Below are 19313 nucleotides of genomic sequence, written 5' to 3' on the forward strand. Positions count from 1 at the left end.
CCTTATTTGACGGCAACTTTCACTGCGACATCTGCGCCATAGTCATTAATGTTGTTAACGGTCAGGGTCTCGCCTTTGCTCACTGCGGAAGAAAGGGCGATGGTCTGGCTGGACTGCGGGGCAAACATCACCGTTTTGCTGTTCAGCGCTTTGCCGCCGTCGCGGGAGATACGGCTGACGGTGACATAAAATGGCGTCGGATTACTGACGGACAAATTGTTGCCGTTTGCAGAAAGGACTAATTTTTCTGCCGCCGCATCGCGGTTGCCTAATCCATTGGGACGATAGATAAATTTAAAGCGCGAACGGATCGCCAGTTGCAGAATATTCTGCCCTTCGTTTTTCTGACTGGCTTCAACCGGCGGTATTTCCAGAAGGTTTAGCCACCAGAGCGTCTCTTTATCTTTAGCGAGTCCCGCATTACTGCCGAGCTTAATACGCAGGGTCTGGCCGCTTTTCGCGTCTACGCGGGAAATAGGTGGGGTAATAATAAATGGAGTCGTAATAGTATCCGGCGTTGCGTCAGCATTACCGTTATCCAGCCAGGCTTGCGCCAGCGCCGGACGGTCGGCGGTGTTGGAGAGCTGCACCGTTATTTCTTTTTCATTTCCTGGATAAATAAAGCGGGTGCCGTTAACAATAATATTATTGGCATGGGCCACAAAACTAAAAATGAAACAGAAAAAAAGGGCAATACGCTTCATGCTGACCTCAGAATAAAAAATAAGCGGCAGCAGCGGCCGCTTTATTATTGTTTTATGCCGCCCCGGCGCGAGGCGGCTTTATCTCTCAGTCGATATTACTGGTAGGTAATTTCGTAAGTCGCGTAGCTATTAACCACACCGGCGGTAACAGTTTCCGGTTTGCTGGTTACATAACCAACGTAGTAAGTGAAGCGAGCGCCATTTGCTACGGCATTCGTATCAACTTTGGCTTTAGGTTGCGCGGAGCTGCCGTTCGGGATGATTTTATTGGTCAGTGCGGTGTCGGTGTCGGTGGACAGAACCAGCTGGATATCCTGCGCGCCAGCTGCTTCGGTGTTCGCCAGGTAGCCCTGTTGTTTGCTGGTTGCGCCAGCCAGCAGGTTACCACCGGTCCAGTTCACACCCAGTTTGCTCACATCATCCTGTGCAGTTTTATCAGCAGCCTGGCAGTCAGAAACGTCGATAGTGAACGATTTTGGTTTCAGGTAGGTATCTGCAGCAGCCGCTTTAACTTCCGTTAAAGTCACCGGAGCCAGATAAACGTCAGCATTGCTGCCCTGGCCGTTTACGGAAACAGTACAAGAGACATCGGTAACTTTACCGAAGAAATTAACCTGACCGCCGCCTACATTGGTATCAGCAGCATTTGCCGCAGCCATACCAAAAAACGCAGTCGCTATTGCAGCAGAGAGAAGAACCTTTTTCATTGCCATTTCCTTGTCAGAGTGAATTAAGTATCAATGAGCAAACAGTTAATTCGCACAAAAATCAGAAGCGATATGCGATGCCAACTTGTACGACTGTTAATAGAAACCTCGACTGACCGGAAGCCGCAATATTTAAAGCGTCAGGAACGGATTCTATAAAAGAATTCGTCGATGCTGTCGGCGTCAAAGAATGCTATTTCGGGATTAAATATACATTCTTTTACAACTTGATTGAGACTGTTTCATGGATTAGCACCTATTAATAAACAAAAAAACAATCAGCAATTCCAATCAAAGACATGTTGACTTTTGTCAAACACAACATGAAACAAAGTAATCCATTGATCTTTAGAGGTTATAATTACAATGCGCCAATGGCTATAATTTTAATGATGTTTAAAATCACAATGGCATGGGTAAGTCAGTTTATTCAAAGCGTACTGGTCGAAAAGAATTACTTCAGGCGGTGGCAAATATTCCTGCATGTCTGATTGGGATCGAAGCGTCCACCGGGGCATTTTACTAGCAGCGTGAGTTTGAAAAACTGGGTCATAACGTAAAAGTCATCAGCCCCCAATATGTAAAACCTTTTGTCCGTGGGCAAAAAAATGACGGTAACGATGCGCAGGCGATAGCTGTGGCTCTGATGCAACCTACGATGCAGTTTGTTTCACCGAAAAGCCCTGAACAGCAGGATATTCAGGCTCTGCACCGTGCAAGACAGCGTATTGTCAATCATCGTACTGCGACAGTCTGTCAAATCCGGGGACTGCTGCTTGATCGGGGAATAACAATCGGCGCGGCAGTCTCAAGAGTTCGTCGTGCTGTTCCGCTTATCCTTGAAGATGCTGAAAATGGTCTTAGCGTTAGAATGCGCAGGACGATTGCCGAACTCTATGATCTCTTTAACGATCTCGAGCGTCGGATCCATTTTTTTGATAAGGAAATTGAAACAGTATTCAGGCAATCAGAAGCTTGTCAGCGTATCGCCAAAGTTAAAGGCATTGGCCCTAAAACGGCCACGGCCGTTGTTGCTGCTACTGGCAAAGGAACTGAATTTAAGAATGGCCGCCACTTTGCTGCATGGCTGGGTCTGGTTCCACGCCAGCATTCGAGTGGCGACAGGCAGGTGCTGATGAATATGACGAAAAAAGGCGACAAGCATCTGCGAACACTTTTTATTCATGGTGCCCGCTCTGTCGTCAGGGTTGCCACGAATAACAATGATAGTCATATGAATCAGTGGGTTAACCAGTTAAAGGAACGGCGCGGATTTAATAAAACGACCGTGGCGGTCGCTAACAAAAACGCGAGAATAATCTGGTCGATGCTGAGAAATGAGACCGAGTATCAGGTAGTGTGAAATTAATCCCCTACCAGCAAAAGTTGCAGCGTACTGAGAAATGGTGACAGGTTGCACCTGCACAATCGGAACCTGACTATTATATTGGCCTCAGAGACCGTCCAGTTGTCGAGGCGATTGTGTGCGGATTACCCATTTGGGCACAGATTTTCCTGATGCCGGATAGATGTAAGCAACAACTCAAAACCAGATTCAGTACTTGCAAAACGGAGGTAGTCCATAGATGTAGTAGGTGGCTTCAGAGATACCGGCCTCCCGGCAGACATCTTTAACGGTTCGTCCGGCTTCAACCGATTTAATTACAGCAATGATCTGATGCTCAGTAAAACGGGCTTTACGCATAGCGATCTCCTTTGTTGTCAGCGTGATATCCACCGGAGCGTGAACGGCGTATTTAAAGGCGATGAAACGCACTGGACCAATCAGATGATTGATCCAGCTGCCTTGCTGCTGCCGCGCATACCGCGTAGCAGGCCATCATCCGCTCGGGCACTTGTTCACCTGATGCACTTTCTGCGCATTGGCCTCAGTGTGATGCATCTTCTCCGCTGCGACATGCCCACAGGCAGTGGCATCAACGCCATCCTTTATGACATTACCCACTCTACGGAGACTGAAACCTTGCGCGAGCGCATCGCAGAGATAACCGTTCAATGCTTGCCCGCCACTGATAAACCATCACGCCAGTTAGTCGACAAACTGGTTGATTTGCACTGCGCGTTACGAACGCAGGACGAGGAATCCACAAATGATAAATGACATCAGTATCGGGGGTGTTTTTTTCCCCGGTCTGCTAATGACTGTGCACATCGCGCTGATCTGTACGTTATCACTCTTATTAATTTTCTCTTACAGCAGGTTTTACCGACGTTTGCCCTTTCTCCCGTTGATTGATTTTTCGACTTTTATCATTAGTTGTTTCCTGCTTTTGCAGGGCCTGACCACTCTGGAGTTATTTGCATGAAATCTTTACTCTCTTTATTGGGTCGCTATGCGCTGACATTAAGTGCCGTTGCGGTGGCGACACTCGTGGCATTTATTTTCTGGAAACAGTATGCGCAAACACCCTAGACACGCGACGGGCGGGTTCGTGCGGATGTGGTGCAGATTGCACCGGATGTCTCCGGGCCGGTGAGTCGCGTGGCGGTCCGCGATAACCAGTGGGTTCACCGTGGCGATATTCTCTATGCCATCGATCCCCATTGGCTGAAGCTGGCTGTGCTCAGTTCACAGGCTGACGTTGAGGCAAAACGTCATGAGATGCTGATGCGGCAGGATGCGGCAAGGCGACGGGCGCTGATCAAAGGGGTGATATCTAGTGAGGACATCCAGCAAACAGGCAGTGCGGCAAGCATCGCGGGGGCCAATTATCAGGGCGCACTGACCGCGCTGCAACTGGCGCAGCTTAATTTAGCGCATGCCACCGTGAGATCACCGGTGGATGGCTATGTCACACATCTCCGTCTTCAGCCCGGTGACTATGCCACCGCAGGAGAGACAAAAGTCGCCATTGTCGATGCGCACAGTTTCTGGGTGGTGGGCTATTTTGAAGAGACTAAACTGCGTCATATCCGCGTCGGGAAAACCGCGCAGATTTCGCTGATGGGATTTGATCCGCTCATCACGGGGCGTGTGGAGAGTATCGGGCGGGGGATCGGTGACAGCAATGACGAAACGGGCAGACTTGGGCTGCCGGAGGTCAATCCCACGTTTAACTGGGTGCGACTTGCGCAGCGCGTACCTGTCCGTATCCAGTTAGATGAGTTACCTGAGGGGATTGTGTTAGTGGCAGGATTATCCGCAAGCGTTTCCATCATGCCTTAAAGGATATCCCCCCTGACACAGGACGTCCCAGAAGACCCGCTTGAGTGACTAACGCATCGATGAAGGAGAAATCAAGTTAGCCACAGCTCTTAAAGATAAGCCGCTACTTAGTGCTATTGCTCGCCACATGCCTAACGTTGCAAGTACATCATGGGATGTCCTTCCCGCAGTTGAAGCAGGAACATGTAAAGCGGCGTCAGATAAAATCTGGATATTGCACCGTACAGTTACCCACACCTGATTAGTGGTTTAATTGGTAAGGTATTCTTATAATACCCTCCCTTTTCAAGTCTTAAGTTTAAGCTGGAGGATACATGGAGCTCAGCCGGAGGCAGTTCTTTCGAATCTGCGCGGGCGGTATGGCAGGAACAACTGTTGCATCTCTCGGATTCTTATCATCTTTTTCCGTTCACGCGGAAACCCGTCAATACAAACTCTTAAAAGCAAAAGAGACACGTAATAACTGTACGTACTGCTCAGTAGGCTGCGGCATGCTGATGTACAGCCTTGGCGATTCAGCCAAAAACGTCAAAGAAAGTATCTACCATATTGAGGGCGATCCGGATCATCCGGTGAGCCGTGGTTCGCTGTGCCCTAAAGGCGCTGGCGTGCTGGATTATATTCATAGTGAAACCCGTCTGCAGTATCCCGAATATCGTGCACCGGGTTCGGATAAATGGCAGCGTATTAGCTGGGAGGATGCGATTAATCGTATTGCCCGACTCATGAAGGATGATCGCGATGCCAACTTTATTGAGAAAAATGCCCTGGGCGTTACCGTCAACCGGTGGTCCACCACGGGCATGCTCTGCTCCTCAGCGGCAAGTAATGAAACCGGGATCCTCGACGGTAAATTTGCTCGCGGACTAGGTATGGTCGCTATCGACTGTCAAGCACGGTTATGTCATGGCCCCACTGTTGCTGCTCTTGCACCAACGTTTGGACGTGGTGCGATGACCAACAACTGGGTCGATATTAAAAATGCCAACGTAGTGCTTATTATGGGCGGCAATGCCGCTGAGGCACATCCGGTAGGCTTTAAATGGGTAGTCGAAGCGCAAACTAAAAACGACGCCACCGTGGTGGTAGTCGACCCGCGCTTTAACCGTAGCGCCGCCGTCGCCGATCTGTATGCGCCAATACGCGCTGGTTCCGACACCGCATTCCTGCTCGGTGTAATCCGTTATCTGCTGGAAAACAACCAGGTGCAGCACGACTATGTGCGCCATTACACCAACGCCAGCCTGATTATCCGTGATGACTATCAGTTCGACGACGGCTTGTTCAGTGGCTATGACGACAACAAACGCCAGTACGATAAATCGAGCTGGTTCTATCAGCTTGACGAACAGGGTAATGCCCTGCGTGATGAAACATTGTCTCACCCACGCTGCGTGTGGAATTTGCTGAAAGCCCACGTCGACCGCTATACGCCAGAAATGGTTAACCGGTTGTGTGGGACCTCCGTGGCAGATTTCAATCGTATCTGCAAAATTCTCGCCAGCACCAGCGTGCCTGACCGCACCGCCACTATTCTGTATGCGCTGGGTTGGACACACCACTCCGCCGGGGCACAGATTATTCGCGCCGCCGCTATGCTCCAGTTGCTACTGGGCAATATAGGCATGGCGGGCGGTGGCGTTAACGCCTTACGTGGCCACTCCAATATTCAGGGCTATACCGATCTTGGCTTGTTGTCGACGAACCTGCCGGGCTATATGCCGCTGCCGTCGGAAAAACAGCCAGACTACCAGACCTATATTTCGCAAATCACGCCGCCTGCGCTAGGCGTGAATGAGGTCAATTACTGGCAAAATACGCCGAAGTTCTTTGTTAGCATGATGAAAAGTTTCTGGGGCGACAATGCAACTGTGGAAAATAACTGGGGCTACGACTGGCTACCTAAATGGGAGCGCCTGTATGACGTAATGACCCAGGCTGAATTGATGCTCGAAGGGAAGATTAATGGTTACATCGTTCAGGGCTTCAATCCGCTGGCGGCGTTTCCGGATAAAAACAAATCAACTCGCGCGCTTTCAAAACTGAAATATATGGTGGTTATCGATCCGCTGGTCACTGAGTCGTCCAATTTTTGGCAAAATCATGGCGAGATGAACGATGTAAACCCGGCAGATATTCAGACCGAAGTTTTCCGTCTGCCCTCTTCCTGCTTTGCTGAAGAAAATGGTTCAATCGCTAACTCCGGACGTTGGTTGCAGTGGCACTGGGCTGCGGCAGAACCACCAGGTGAAGCCTTACATGACGGGAAGATCCTTGGTCGCCTGTTTATGCGGCTGCGCGAGCTGTATCAACAGGAAGGTGGAGCGAATCCGCAACCCTTGTTGAATATTGCCTGGAATTATAAAGATCCATACGACCCACACCCAGAAGAGATTGCGCGTGAAGCAAATGGCCAGGCGCTTGAAGACCTTTATGATGACAAAGGCCAGCTTATAGCCAAAAAAGGCCAGCAGCTCAGCAGCTTTGCACAGTTGCGCGATGACGGCTCGACCAGCAGTTTCTGCTGGGTCTACTGCGGAAGCTGGACAGAACAAGGCAACCAGATGGCCAATCGCGACAACAGCGATCCATATGGTCTGGGCTGCACACCGGGCTGGGCGTGGTCATGGCCTGCCAACCGCCGTATTCTCTACAATCGCGCTTCGGCCGATCCATCAGGAAAACCGTGGGATCCCAAACGAACCCTGCTGCATTGGAATGGCAAAAAATGGGCCGGTATGGACGTAGCCGACTACGGCCAGGCCGCACCGGGCAGCAACGTTGGTCCGTTTATCATGAACCCGGAAGGCGTAGCGCGTCTGTTTTCCATCGACAAAATGAACGACGGGCCATTCCCGGAACATTACGAACCCATTGAGTCGCCTATTGGTACCAACCCGCTGCACCCGGATGTTGTATCCAGCCCGGTTGCACGTATCTACCATGACGATATCGCCAATATGGGTAAAGCGGATGCCTTCCCGTACGTCGCCACAACTTACTCCATTACCGAGCTGTTCCGCCACTGGACCAAACATGCGCTGCTCAACGCCATTGCTCAACCCGATCAATTCATCGAAATCGGTGAGGCGCTGGCGAGCAAAAAAGGCATTGCGGCAGGTGATACGGTGAAAGTGATGTCGAAACGCGGCTTTATCAAAGCGAAGGCGGTGGTCACCAAACGTCTGCAAACGCTGACGATCGATGGTAAGCAGGTCGATACTATCGGTATCCCTTGTCACTGGGGCTTTGAAGGCGCCACACGCAAAGGGTTCCTCGCCAATACGTTAACGCCATCGGTGGGTGACGCGAACTCGCAAACACCGGAGTATAAAGCGTTTCTGGTCAACATCGAGCGAGCGTAAGGAAGGGAACTCATGGCTATGCAATCACAAGATATTATTAAACGCTCGGCGACGAACAGCATTACGCCGCCGCCCCAGGCGCGGGATTACCGTGCAGAAGTGGCGAAATTAATTGATGTCACTACCTGTATTGGCTGTAAAGGCTGTCAGGTCGCCTGCTCAGAGTGGAACGATATTCGCGATGAAGTGGGCTACTGCAACGGAGTCTACGACAACCCGACCGATCTCAGCGCTAAGTCCTGGACGGTGATGCGCTTTAGCGAAACCACCCAGAATGACAAGCTGGAATGGCTGATCCGCAAAGACGGCTGCATGCACTGCGCCGATCCCGGCTGTTTGAATGCCTGTCCATCCGCTGGAGCAATCATTCAGTATGCCAACGGGATTGTCGACTTTCAGTCCGAGCACTGCATTGGCTGTGGCTACTGTATTGCTGGCTGCCCGTTCAATATTCCCCGGCTTAATCCCGAAGATAACCGGGTCTACAAATGTACGCTGTGCGTTGACCGGGTCAGCGTGGGCCAGGAACCGGCCTGCGTGAAAACTTGTCCGACCGGCGCTATCCAGTTTGGCACCAAAAAAGAGATGCTCAATGTAGCGGAAACTCGCGTGGCGCAGTTGAAAAAACGCGACTATGCCAATGCGGGCATCTACAACCCGCAAGGGGTCGGCGGCACCCACGTGATGTATGTACTTCATCACGCGGATCAACCATCGCTGTACCACAATCTGCCGGATGAGCCAAAAATCGCCGCACCAGTAAACCTCTGGAAGGGGATTTTAAAACCACTCTCCGCCGCCGGATTTATCGCCACCTTTGCCGGGCTGATTTACCACTACGTGGGAGTCGGCCCAAACAAAGAGACGGATGATGATGAAGAGGAGAACGGTCATGAGTAAAAGCAAAATGATTCTGCGCACCAAATTCATCGACCGGGCCTGTCACTGGACGGTGGTAATAAGCTTCTTCCTGGTGTCGCTTTCCGGTATTGCGCTGTTCTTCCCGACGTTGCAATGGCTCACCGAAACTTTCGGTACACCGCAAATGGGGCGAATTCTACATCCGTTTTTCGGGGTGATGATTTTCATCGTGCTGATGTTTATGTTCGTCCGTTTTGTACACCACAACATTCCCGATAAACAGGACCTCCCCTGGATTAAAGGGATCGTTGAGGTACTTAAAGGCAATGAGCATAAAGTCGCTGATGTTGGGAAATACAACGCAGGGCAGAAAATGATGTTCTGGAGCATCATGAGTCTAATTCTGGTATTACTGATTACCGGCATTATTATCTAGAGGCCCTACTTTGCCCATTATTTCTCAATTAACATTGTTCGTTGGAGTTTGTTAATCCACGCGACAGCAGCCATTGTGCTGATCCACGCCATTCTGATCCATATGTACATGGCGTTTTGGGTAAAAGGTTCAATTAAAGGTATGATCGAAGGGAAAGTGAGTCGACGCTGGGCGAAGAAACACCATCCTCGCTGGTGTCGTGAAATAGATACCACAAGTAAAGACGCTCAACGTTCTCGGTTCAAATAACAATAATAGTGTGGCCAATGTTATAACTGACATTGGTCATACACATCATCCCATTAGCACTAGACTACATTTATCAGATGATGGGTTGTGGAATGCACAGAGAAGATTGATTGTGCCGGATGATCTCTAAATATGAATGGCACAATTGTTCTGCTCCCCGTTAATTGACACAGAGCACGGTAAACAACACCCGTTCCTCGCAGTGAGTTCAACGGGTCGATGCTACACTATCCTTGATCAAGGGGGAGAGACTGGCATGGCCCCCTCTGATTATCGAAAAGTCGTGACCCCGGGGGATTATACGGCGATAGCGTGATTTTGCGCTGGCCCGATAATGAAAACAAAATAGTCCAACACGCCCGCAAGATAGTTTACGCCCACTTGTCTGGTTCCCCCCTAAGATAGGAATAAACCCTCCAGACAAGTGGCCTCGCTTTGAACGATTACCTGTTTACCTCCGAATCCGTTGCCGAAGGGCATCCCGATAAAATGGCGGACCAAATTTCCGATGCCATTCTGGATGCCTACTCCTACAAGACCCGTGGGGTAAGGTTGCCTGTGAATGCCTAGTGAAAACCGGTATCGCTATTGTCGCAGGAGAAATATCTACCCATGCCGCCGTGGATATCGAGCAGATTGTCCGCAACACCATAAAAGAGATTGGCTACAACCATTCTCGATTGGGGTTTGATGGTAATACCTGCGGCGTATTGAACATTCTCGGCAAACAGTCCGCAAATATTGCTGACGGTATTCGCGGCCACTCGATGGAAGAGCTGGGCGCGGGTGATCAGGGTATCACCTTCGGTTACGCCTGTGACGAAACGCCGGAACTAATGCCCGCCACGCTGGTTTACGCCCATCGTCTGATGGAGCGCCAGGCGCAGTTGCGCAAATCCCAACGGCTGCAGTTTTTACTTCCCGATGCCAAAAGCCAGGTTACCTTGCGCTATCAGGATAACCACGTTCATTCGGTAGATACCGTTGTGGTTTCTACCCAACACAGCTCAGACGTTTCGCTGGACGCGCTACGTGAAGCGGTCATCGAAGAGATTATCAAACCGGTGATACCTTCACGTTGGCTTACGCCGCAAACCCGCTTTCTGGTGAATCCGGCAGGCAGTTTTGTGATTGGCGGGCCGGTGGGCGACTGCGGCCTAACGGGCCGTAAAATTATTGTCGATACCTACGGCGGTGCAGCCTGCCACGGCGGCGGCGCGTTTTCCGGTAAAGACCCGTCGAAGGTTGATCGTTCCGCAGCCTACGCTGCTCGCTATGTGGCGAAAAACATCGTTGCCGCCGGGCTTGCCTCACGCTGTAAAGTCCAGTTGGGATGGGCCATCGGCCTGCCCCGCCCGGTTTCCGTCAGATCTTCCCATGTGTGTTCAAACCACGGACGGTTGGAACCCCATTCCGGATGGAATATCAGAGCGCTGCCGCAGAGGTGACAGGAGTAGTGATCGTAAGGGGAAAGCTGTGCAGTGGTCGAACCAGTGAGACGTCGATTGCCATCGAGAGCAATAAACGATTTTGCGTACATAGTATTGGTCCTTTGCTGGATTACGCGCAGGGCTAAACCATCCCAGAAAGGGCAGCAGTGCAGGTCATACGATTAAATCAGGTGGGAGATGTGGTTGCGTTTAATCACTCACTGGCGGGACTTTGCAATGCGTTGCTGTAGCCAGGCTTCCACTTCGCTTTCAAGCCAGCGAGAGCTTCTGCCCAGCTTAATGGGTTTAGGAAATTCACCGTCTTGTATCAATTTGTAGAACCATTTATCCGTCAAGCCCGTGAGCTGGGTGATAAACGCCATATCGACAAACTTATCGTTAAGCAGGCTGGTGGGTGTGGTCATCGTTTGTTCTCCGTTGGTGGTAAGGGAGAAGAAGTCAGGTATGGTGAACGCAGACTTCTTCAAACAATGACGCACTGACGTAATTTTTAACCGATACTTCTGATTCGGGGCCTTCCTCCCCGTCCTCTGAGCTTTATCTCACTCAGCCAGAATACAGGGTCTTCACAGTCTTCTTTTTGCTCTTGCTTAGCCAGATAGCTAAGAATAAACGCCAGGTCCTGATAGCCTTCACTGTCTGAGTGGTGCAGGCATCTGGCACCGTTAACTTTGTGGTAAACCTTCTTCTGGCAGTTCTCAAATATCCCCTCACCATCCGTAATGCTTCGCCACTCTTCAGCAATCACCCGCGCAGAGCAGTAACAGTTCCGCTTACGTTGTCCATCAAGATAAAACATGGCGTGAAAGTGCAGGCCATGCCGATAAGTGAACTCCATCACCCACACATAACCAATAACAACACCCGCACTCATAACTCTTTCTGCCAGCCGGTACATGTCCATATCCCAGCGATCCCGATAACGATCAGCATAACGGCGACTGGTCGTCTTATAAGCGAAATCCATACGTAGAGGAATAATGTCAGAGTAACGGTCGCGCATACGTTCCATATGATCCGTCAGATCATGAAACAATTCATCGTTAAGGGTATAAGTCTCATTAATTCGATAAGTCATGTTATTTCTCTCCTGTGGTTAACACTGGATAAGAGAGATATATCAAATTGTAATGACTCAAATGCTCAGTTCAAAAAATATGTACCCGCGTTTACTGAATGACGAGTAACGAGAGATGATTAAGAATGATGCGATACTGAAAACACTGTCATGATATAATTCAGTTGTGAAAGGAACTTATTCTGAGAGAATATTAAGTGCATCACCGGGCAGGGTGTATTACTTGATGGAGGAGAATAATTTGTTGTTTAATGTTATGGAGAGTTATCGTACTGACTTAAAATAGTGTATTTCTTTCAAATATATCTGAGATGGATTGTTTTATCAAACGTAAATAATTGACTTCCTTAAGTAACAATAATAATACCTAAATTAGTACAAAAATGTGACAACCAACAATACTCAAAACACACGTTCTAAATAACATATTAAACTTTCCATTACCATCATCAACTCTCGTAACGAACCAGTGCGAAGAAGATAGTATCCCGGAAGGAAAAGCATCCTGACAAAAATACTCCTTATGAAAAAAGGCTAAAAACAACATACAAACCAGCAGGCAATAAATAACCAAGTTATCATTTTTCAGAACACTCGAAAAACGTAAATATATTTACGAATATTTTTTCAGACCTACAACCGAAATGCACATACCGGACAATCAGACACACTCCCCTCTAACCGGATTCATTCACTACTCAGGGGGTAGCAGACTCAGGGAACACCTTCACATTCCAGCCTAAAAGATCTCCGCTATTATTTTTATTTATCACAAACAAAATATAGAAGCGCTATCTGTTATCGTATTGTTCCTCTCACAACGGCTTACCCTGACAGCGTATCTGTAACACATTCTGTCCGGTTTGATGCCGGTCTCTGAAAACAGGGCGTTCCTCCGTACGTCCACCGCTTACATATCCACTGTATATCGTTACTTCCCCCTACTCAGTTCCACGGACACTGACTACTTGCCAGTAATGAAGAACAGATCAACCTGATCCAATCAGCGAAATTAGCAACAACCACATCATAGCAGCACATTATAATCAGTTAGTTACAATATCAATTGTAAATAAAAAACCACAAAAAAAGATTATAATACCGCTGCATTTACAGTAAAAAAGAGTACAATCTGGACTAAATTTCCCAGGCTAAGGTATCACCTGTCAGCCACAAAAAGGAGAACGAGGTATGACGATATGGGATGATTTCCGGGTGTTTGAGTTGCGCAGGGAGGATCGGTTTTATGAAAAACCCGAACATACATGGGGTGACATTAGCAGGAAATATCTGTTCACCGCTTTCAGGAATAACAAGCCACCTTACGGTATGTATGATCTGCTGGATAAGTTGTACCGTATCCAGTACACCAGTGGGGAACGAGACTTCCGGCGTCCCAACATGAATAACAGAAATCAGAAAATCATCCTTAGCGAAAGGATCCCTTCTGAAAACAAAAAAGAACTAATACGAGCAATTACTGAAAAAGAATATACTCAGACTTACCTCAGCAATCATTATCTTTCAATGGTGAAACAATATCGCCAGATTGAAATGATTACATTTTCTTTTTATCTTCCCGATAATGATAACAAGATTATCCGTGCAGAGAATACATTCACCAGGTCTCTGATGGAACTCAGACAACGCTTTACCTCTTTAAAAAAACAAATAATGTCAGACCCGTTATATAAATCAGTTCGGGGTTATTCACGACTAATCCTGATGACTGTTGGGCATCAGCCATTTTATCTTGTTAACTTCTTTTTCATCAAACATCCTGACGCCTATGCCAGTGCCTATATTTCGTCAGATATTTATAATAAATGGGCAAACACAGGGGTACCGGAACGGCAGGAATATCCCATGGTTATTTGTTACAAGTTTTCAGATGGTCCGCGATTAAAAAATAAACGTAACGATCCGTTACGCTTCCATAATGCCACACAGGTAGTGGATGTTGGGCAAGAAATTAAAATTTTAGATTTAATCAATGATGAACACAGAAATACCATCTGTCATAACCGAAAAGGATACCTCACTTTTTTCCGTCTTCAGTCCCAAATATATAATAGCATTCCTGGAGTGAGAACCAGAACCAGTTCCAATAATTTCACTTACCTCAACACAGAAGAACGTAAGAAAAGGAAAAATAAAAAAGCAAAAATCCAGATACGCAAGTCCGTATAAACAGATGTAATCAATACGCCTAAATGCAGATAAGATGTAATATCTCGACCCGACGGCACAGGTATTTTATATTTTAAAAAAATATCAGATATATATCACACCAATGAATTCCTTCCCGTTTACTTCAGTCAGGCCATCCCCACCGGATGGCCTTTTTTATTATGCCGAGGCTTATATGAAACATCCTTCGGGCTATGCCCTTATCCGTCGCCATCTGCGACGCTATCCCCGCGCCCTGCGTCAGCATCTTCTCCAGGAACTCAACCAACTCGTCACATACGAACCCGTGATTGGCATTATGGGCAAAACCGGCGTCGGAAAATCCTCGTTGTGTAATGCGCTGTTCCGTAGCGAAGTCTGTGCGGTGAATGCCGTGGAAGCCTGCACCCGGCAGCCACAACGTGTGCGCCTGCGCTTCGGCAGTCATTACCTGACACTGGTGGATTTGCCCGGTGTGGGGGAGAGTATTAGCCGCGACGATGAATACCGTGAGCTGTACCGCGAACTCATGCCGCAACTCGATATGGTGCTGTGGGTGCTGAAGGCCGATGACCGGGCGTTTTCGGTGGAAGAGCATTTTTATCAGGGGGTATTCACACAATACAGCGGACCGCTACCACCGGTGTTGTGGGTCCTCAACCAGGTGGATAAAACCGAACCGGCTGAACAGTGGAACTGGCTGTCGGCACAGCCTTCAGTATCACAGAGTGAGCATATTACGCAGAAGCGCCAGGCCGTCGCCCGTCAGATGGGAACAGCAGAGACGGATATTCTTCCGGTGTCAGTCAGGGGACGGTACCACCTTCCCCGTCTGGTGGAGGCGATGATTACCCGTCTCCCAAAGCAGGCCCGCAGCCCGCTGGTGCCTCACCTGCAGAGCGGGTACCACACCCCCGGCATTATCAGTACCGCCCGCAACAGCTTTGGCGATGCCGTGGTGGAAGTGATTGACGCGGTCATCGACCTGGCCCCGTTGCCGCAGGCTGCACGTTATGCACTTCAGACCGTCACACACACAGTGGCCCGTGCTGCCCGAACCGTCTGGTCCTTCTTCTTTGGCTGACTTCCACATCGATAAGCCTGTCTTCCGTTTCGATAAATAATCTGGCTCTGTCACGATCGATTTTGTCGATCGACCCGATCGGTTTTATTCATTATTCATGATGAATTTCCGGTTATAGAATCCCTCAGGGATACTGTATTCAGCCATTTACTGATTAAAAATCAATGCGATGAATTGCAGGAATGCCTTCATCCGGAGAAAAGTAATGAAAAGGTTTTTTATGGCGCTGACCGCCAGTCTGTTGTTCACCTCACTTCCCTCCCTGGCCGGCAGCGATATGCCCGTTAAAGTGGAGGTCAGCCATGCCGGTCATGAATGCTATGGCTGCGTCTATGTCACCGTGACAGCAAAAACCGACACCGTTATGATAAAGAAAATCGATGTTAACCGGGGAAAATGCCCGATGCTGACACACCGAAAAATAGCCTACAGGGGCCGGAACGTGGATGGCTGGTGGCCCACAGATAAACCGTTCACACCCCGCAAAATGACCTTCGCTGACAGTGTCTTCTGGAAATTTGGTCACACGCTCGACTTTGGTAAAGCCTGCAATTTTGTTGAGGCCAGGGTGTTCACCGACCAGGGCACATTCACCGTCAGCCAGTGATATGGCCAGTATCACTTATCCGCCCTCTTTCTTAACGCGTCTCACCGCCTTCAGGAGAGACCCGTATCGTCTTAACCATCACCCTCAGGGAATACCATGAAAAAGAAAATACTGCTTTCCACTCTTCTGATATCTGCCCTGACTCCGGCAGTGTCACAGGCCTTTGGTAACCGTGATATCTGGGCCAGCGGCTGGGGTCAGGGGATGTCTGAGTTTGTGATTCTGGGGAAAGGACAGTCGCAGCTTTACCTGACCTGCGAAGACACCGGCTCACGAGCGGCCACCATGACCTTCACCGACGCAAACGGTCATCAGGTCAGGATGGATAACGGCCAGTCGCTGGACATGAAAATTGACGATGAGGAGCCTGTCAGCGTCAGTGACAGCGAGTCACATGTGGGCTCAGACAACGTGGCATGGGCATGGGATAAACTGCGCACCGGTAAGCGGGTCATTGTGTCCGGGGAGGGCGTAAAGGCAGCCGTGTTTACGCTTAACGGTGCGGGGAAGGTCCTTCCCGCGTTCGGGGACAGCGGCTGTCTGCCGAAATATGCCCTGCCGTAATAAAGGCCGGTAACGCCTTTTTTCTGAATTCATTCACGCTCACGACAACAGGAACCTCAGTCCATGACGGATATCCCGGCTCAGGCAGAACAAACCCGCCAGCCCTGACCACTGCACCAGTATTTCACACCGCCGACGCCCTGCTCACCTGAGCGGGGTGTTTTCTTTTATTTCTCATCAGGGATCAGATATGCAGAATACTGATAATGCGTCGCTGCCACCCGGCCCCTTCACCCGGGCACAGGCGGAAGCCATGGTCGCACGCTACCTCAACGTCACTGTCGAAGACGACCAGGGCACCCATTTTCGGCTGGTCATACGCGACTGCAGCGAAATGCTGATATGGCGGGACTGGAATTTTGCCCCGCAGGCCGGAGAGATGCTGAACCGCTGTCTCATCAGCGACGGTATCCCTGTGTCACCACAGCCACTGAGCCACTGAGTGGCGAAGTTCTGCTCATTTTTTTCAACAGAACACAGTCCCCCACAGGCCATGCACCTTCCGGAGCATGGCCTTTCTGCTTTTATGCCCTTTAACCTGATATCAGAGGTATTAACCATGCGCTTAGCCAGCCGTTTTGGTGCGGCCAGTCTCGTACGCCGCGACCGCCCACTGACCCGCGACGAACTGTCCCATTACGTCCCCAGCGTATTCAGTGAAGAAAAGCACGAATCACGCTCAGAACGTTATACGTATATCCCGACCATCACACTGCTTGATAATCTGCAGCGGGAAGGCTTCCAGCCGTTCTTTGCCTGCCAGACCCGCGTTCGCGACCTGAATAAACGCGACCACACAAAGCACATGCTGCGTCTGCGGCGTGAGGGGCAAATCACCGGCAAACAGGTCCCCGAAATCATTCTCCTGAACAGCCACGACGGCTCCAGCTCATACCAGATGCTGCCGGGCCTGTTTCGCTTTGTCTGCCAGAACGGACTTGTCTGTGGCGAAACCTTTGGTGAGGTTCGCGTACCGCACAAGGGCAATGTGGTGGAGAAAGTCATTGAAGGGGCTTATGAGGTGCTGGGGATATTTGACCGGGTGGAGGAGAAGCGGGATGCCATGCAGTCACTGCTACTTCCTCCGCCGGCACAACAGGCGTTTGCCAGAGCCGCCCTGACGTACCGCTTTGGGGAAGAGCACCAGCCGGTGACGGAAGCACAGATTCTGTCTGCGCGACGCTGGCAGGATGAAAGCTCCGACCTGTGGACCACCTACCAGCGTATCCAGGAAAACCTGATTAAAGGCGGCCTGCCGGGCAGAACAACGAAAGGTAAACGGGCCCACACCCGTGCGGTTAACGGCATTGACGGCGACGTGAAGCTCAACCGCGCCCTGTGGGTAATGGCGGAAAGCCTGCTCGGGAGCCTGAAGTAATGCAGTGTATTCCCGGCGGCGTGATTCAGGTTTAGCCACATCCGTTCTCCCTGATCAGTGAGCAAGGCTGCCGCTCCATCTCTGATGCCGACCTGTCCGCCTGGTGCTCTCACCTTCTTTATCGTCCCGGTGAACTCAGCATGTGCAGCGTAAGTATCCCTGAGGGGCACTGGCCCTCACGCTGTGACGAGAATGGCTACGCACAGTCCTGTCCGTCACTTCGTTTCAACAACCCACCTGAAAATACAAAGGAAATCAAATGAACAACATGCTCACCCTGGACGACAATACCGTCGACTCAGCATCCCCGGAACAACAGCACGCAGTCGCAATTGTCTGCACACCTGTACCGGATGAACAGCGCATTGCCTTCTGGCCGCAGCACTTTGGCAGCATTCCACAATGGATAATCCTTGAACCGGCTGTTTTTGCGTGGATGGAGCGTTTCTGTGAGCACTACAGCGGGGGCATCTGGAATTTTTATACGCTGGCCAACGGCGGGGCATATATGGCCCCGGACGCTGACGAAGGCGACGATGAGAAATGGACGCTGTTTAACCCCATGAACGGCAACGGCGCGGAGATGAGCGCTGAAGCCGCCGGGGTTGCGGTCTGTCTCATCGCCTACAGCCACCACGCCTGTCGCACGGAATGCGATGCCATGACCGGACACTATTACCGCCTGCGCGATTACGCGATTAACCACGCTGAATGCAACGCCATTATGCGCATCATTGACTGAGAGAGCTCTGGTATGGAACAACAGTTACCACTATTTGCCGCCTCATTAACGTCATCAGAACAACACACTATCCGGGAAGCCTTAACCCTGCTGGAGTGCCAGCTACGTGAACCCGGCACGTCATTTACCTCCAGCCATGCCGTTCGTGACTGGCTGCGTCTGCAGCTTGCCACACTTGACCGCGAAGCTTTCACCGTCCTGTGGCTTAACAACCAGAATCGACTGATAGCCCACGACACACTGTTCCTGGGGACGATCAACACTGTCACCGTTCACCCGCGTGAGGTCGTTAAATCCGGCCTGAAAAATAACGCTGCCGCAGCCATTCTTGCGCATAACCACCCGTCGGGGGAGGCTGAACCCAGTAAAGCCGACAGGCTGATTACGGAACGCCTGAAACAGGCTCTGGAACTGGTTGACATTCGCCTGCGGGACCATCTGATCATCGGCGGGATGGATATTGTCTCCTTTGCTGAACGCGGCTGGCTCTAAGGAGTAAACAGCGATGAAAATAATCAGCAAACGTCAGGCAATGGCAATATACCGTCAACACCCGCAGTCCCGGTTGTTTCGCTTCTGTACAGGGAAATACGAGTGGTCCGGCAGTATATGCCACTATGCCGGCCGGGAGGTGCAGGATATCAGTGGTGTGCTGGCTGTATTCGCTGAACGCCGCCAGGACCGTAACGGCCCGTATGTCGTTTTGCGTAGCGTCACGCTCAATTAACCTT

Annotated in this window: 17 protein-coding genes and 6 pseudogenes; 17 read left to right on the forward strand and 6 right to left on the reverse strand. The window is 50.2% G+C overall.

Features of this window, described 5'->3' with window-relative positions:
- Positions 1-2: 2 nt before the first annotated feature.
- Together OGX98_RS12815 and OGX98_RS12820 are read right to left on the reverse strand one after the other, a co-directional pair.
- Positions 3-704, reverse strand: coding sequence for a fimbrial biogenesis chaperone (locus OGX98_RS12815; RefSeq protein ID WP_047358719.1), 702 nt, complete (start codon positions 702-704; stop codon positions 3-5).
- A 95-nt stretch (positions 705-799) separates the two neighbouring features.
- Positions 800-1411, reverse strand: a complete 612-nt coding sequence (locus OGX98_RS12820; protein ID WP_047358718.1) for a fimbrial protein — start codon at positions 1409-1411, stop codon at positions 800-802.
- A 406-nt stretch (positions 1412-1817) separates the two neighbouring features.
- Here OGX98_RS12820 and OGX98_RS12825 point away from each other — a divergent pair.
- A pseudogene (locus OGX98_RS12825) lies at positions 1818-2774 on the forward strand (IS110 family RNA-guided transposase); the annotation flags it as partial.
- Between the two features lie 225 nt (positions 2775-2999).
- Here the strand turns inward: OGX98_RS12825 and OGX98_RS12830 are convergent.
- Positions 3000-3116: pseudogene (locus OGX98_RS12830) on the reverse strand (transposase); the annotation flags it as partial.
- Here OGX98_RS12830 and OGX98_RS12835 point away from each other — a divergent pair.
- The 7 genes and pseudogenes from OGX98_RS12835 to metK form a co-directional block, all read left to right on the forward strand.
- A complete protein-coding gene (locus OGX98_RS12835) occupies positions 3090-3533 on the forward strand; it encodes a hypothetical protein (RefSeq protein WP_286595399.1) in 444 nt (147 codons plus the stop codon). The pseudogene OGX98_RS12830 and the gene OGX98_RS12835 overlap by 27 nt on opposite strands.
- Positions 3523-3738, forward strand: a complete 216-nt coding sequence (locus OGX98_RS12840; protein WP_048998660.1) for a DUF1656 domain-containing protein — start codon at positions 3523-3525, stop codon at positions 3736-3738. The genes OGX98_RS12835 and OGX98_RS12840 overlap by 11 nt, the downstream gene beginning before the upstream one ends.
- Positions 3735-4598 (forward strand): annotated as a pseudogene (locus OGX98_RS12845) (HlyD family secretion protein). Before OGX98_RS12840 ends, OGX98_RS12845 begins: the two are co-directional and overlap by 4 nt.
- Positions 4599-4912: 314 nt before the next feature.
- Positions 4913-7963 (forward strand): formate dehydrogenase-N subunit alpha, encoded by a 3051-nt coding sequence (gene fdnG / locus OGX98_RS12850; protein WP_075206749.1) that lies wholly within the window; start codon positions 4913-4915, stop codon positions 7961-7963.
- 12 nt (positions 7964-7975) lie between these two features.
- Complete coding sequence (fdxH, locus tag OGX98_RS12855) at positions 7976-8863, forward strand: formate dehydrogenase subunit beta (protein ID WP_048999123.1); 888 nt, start codon at positions 7976-7978, stop codon at positions 8861-8863.
- Positions 8856-9509 (forward strand): annotated as a pseudogene (gene fdnI / locus OGX98_RS12860) (formate dehydrogenase-N subunit gamma). The gene fdxH and the pseudogene fdnI overlap by 8 nt, the downstream one beginning before the upstream one ends.
- Before the next feature lie 435 nt (positions 9510-9944).
- Positions 9945-10876: pseudogene (gene metK / locus OGX98_RS12865) on the forward strand (methionine adenosyltransferase); the annotation flags it as partial.
- Here metK and OGX98_RS12870 read toward each other — a convergent pair.
- The 3 genes and pseudogenes from OGX98_RS12870 to OGX98_RS12880 form a co-directional block, all read right to left on the reverse strand.
- A pseudogene (locus OGX98_RS12870) lies at positions 10840-11049 on the reverse strand (DUF7828 domain-containing protein); the annotation flags it as partial. The pseudogenes metK and OGX98_RS12870 sit on opposite strands and share 37 nt — an antisense overlap.
- 108 nt (positions 11050-11157) lie before the next feature.
- Positions 11158-11364, reverse strand: a complete 207-nt coding sequence (locus tag OGX98_RS12875) for a helix-turn-helix transcriptional regulator (RefSeq protein ID WP_047358716.1) — start codon at positions 11362-11364, stop codon at positions 11158-11160.
- Between the two features lie 86 nt (positions 11365-11450).
- Positions 11451-12038 carry a YagK/YfjJ domain-containing protein gene (locus OGX98_RS12880; protein WP_048998124.1) on the reverse strand — a complete coding sequence of 196 codons (588 nt, stop codon included), beginning with the start codon at positions 12036-12038 and terminating at the stop codon, positions 11451-11453.
- 1191 nt (positions 12039-13229) lie between these two features.
- On the opposite strand from OGX98_RS12880, the gene OGX98_RS12885 reads away from it, so the two are divergent.
- The 9 genes from OGX98_RS12885 (at position 13230) to OGX98_RS12925 (ending at position 19309) form a co-directional block, all read left to right on the forward strand.
- Positions 13230-14228, forward strand: coding sequence for a hypothetical protein (locus tag OGX98_RS12885; RefSeq protein WP_048998125.1), 999 nt, complete (start codon positions 13230-13232; stop codon positions 14226-14228).
- Positions 14229-14403: 175 nt separating this feature from the next.
- Complete coding sequence (locus tag OGX98_RS12890; RefSeq protein ID WP_047358715.1) at positions 14404-15291, forward strand: GTPase family protein; 888 nt, start codon at positions 14404-14406, stop codon at positions 15289-15291.
- A 205-nt stretch (positions 15292-15496) separates the two neighbouring features.
- Positions 15497-15898 carry a hypothetical protein gene (locus OGX98_RS12895; RefSeq protein ID WP_047358714.1) on the forward strand — a complete coding sequence of 134 codons (402 nt, stop codon included), beginning with the start codon at positions 15497-15499 and terminating at the stop codon, positions 15896-15898.
- A gap of 96 nt (positions 15899-15994) precedes the next feature.
- Positions 15995-16462 (forward strand): YfjT/YkfB family phage-associated protein, encoded by a 468-nt coding sequence (locus OGX98_RS12900; protein WP_047358713.1) that lies wholly within the window; start codon positions 15995-15997, stop codon positions 16460-16462.
- Positions 16463-16652: 190 nt separating this feature from the next.
- Entirely contained in the window at positions 16653-16904 is a 252-nt protein-coding gene (locus OGX98_RS12905) for a DUF905 family protein (protein ID WP_047358712.1), read from the forward strand.
- 117 nt (positions 16905-17021) lie between these two features.
- The gene (locus tag OGX98_RS12910; RefSeq protein WP_047358711.1) at positions 17022-17840 is read left to right on the forward strand and encodes a DUF932 domain-containing protein; all 819 of its coding nucleotides are present in this window, start codon (positions 17022-17024) and stop codon (positions 17838-17840) included.
- A 268-nt stretch (positions 17841-18108) separates the two neighbouring features.
- Positions 18109-18582: an antirestriction protein gene (locus OGX98_RS12915; RefSeq protein WP_047358733.1), complete on the forward strand. Its 474-nt coding sequence runs from the start codon at positions 18109-18111 to the stop codon at positions 18580-18582.
- A 12-nt stretch (positions 18583-18594) separates the two neighbouring features.
- A complete protein-coding gene (gene radC, locus OGX98_RS12920) occupies positions 18595-19074 on the forward strand; it encodes a RadC family protein (protein ID WP_047358710.1) in 480 nt (159 codons plus the stop codon).
- Positions 19075-19087: 13 nt separating this feature from the next.
- A complete protein-coding gene (locus OGX98_RS12925) occupies positions 19088-19309 on the forward strand; it encodes a DUF987 domain-containing protein (RefSeq protein ID WP_047358709.1) in 222 nt (73 codons plus the stop codon).
- Positions 19310-19313: the final 4 nt, after the last annotated feature.

It is taken from the genome of Citrobacter sp. Cm046 (assembly GCF_030333065.1).
Classification (GTDB): Bacteria; Pseudomonadota; Gammaproteobacteria; order Enterobacterales; family Enterobacteriaceae; genus Citrobacter; species Citrobacter murliniae.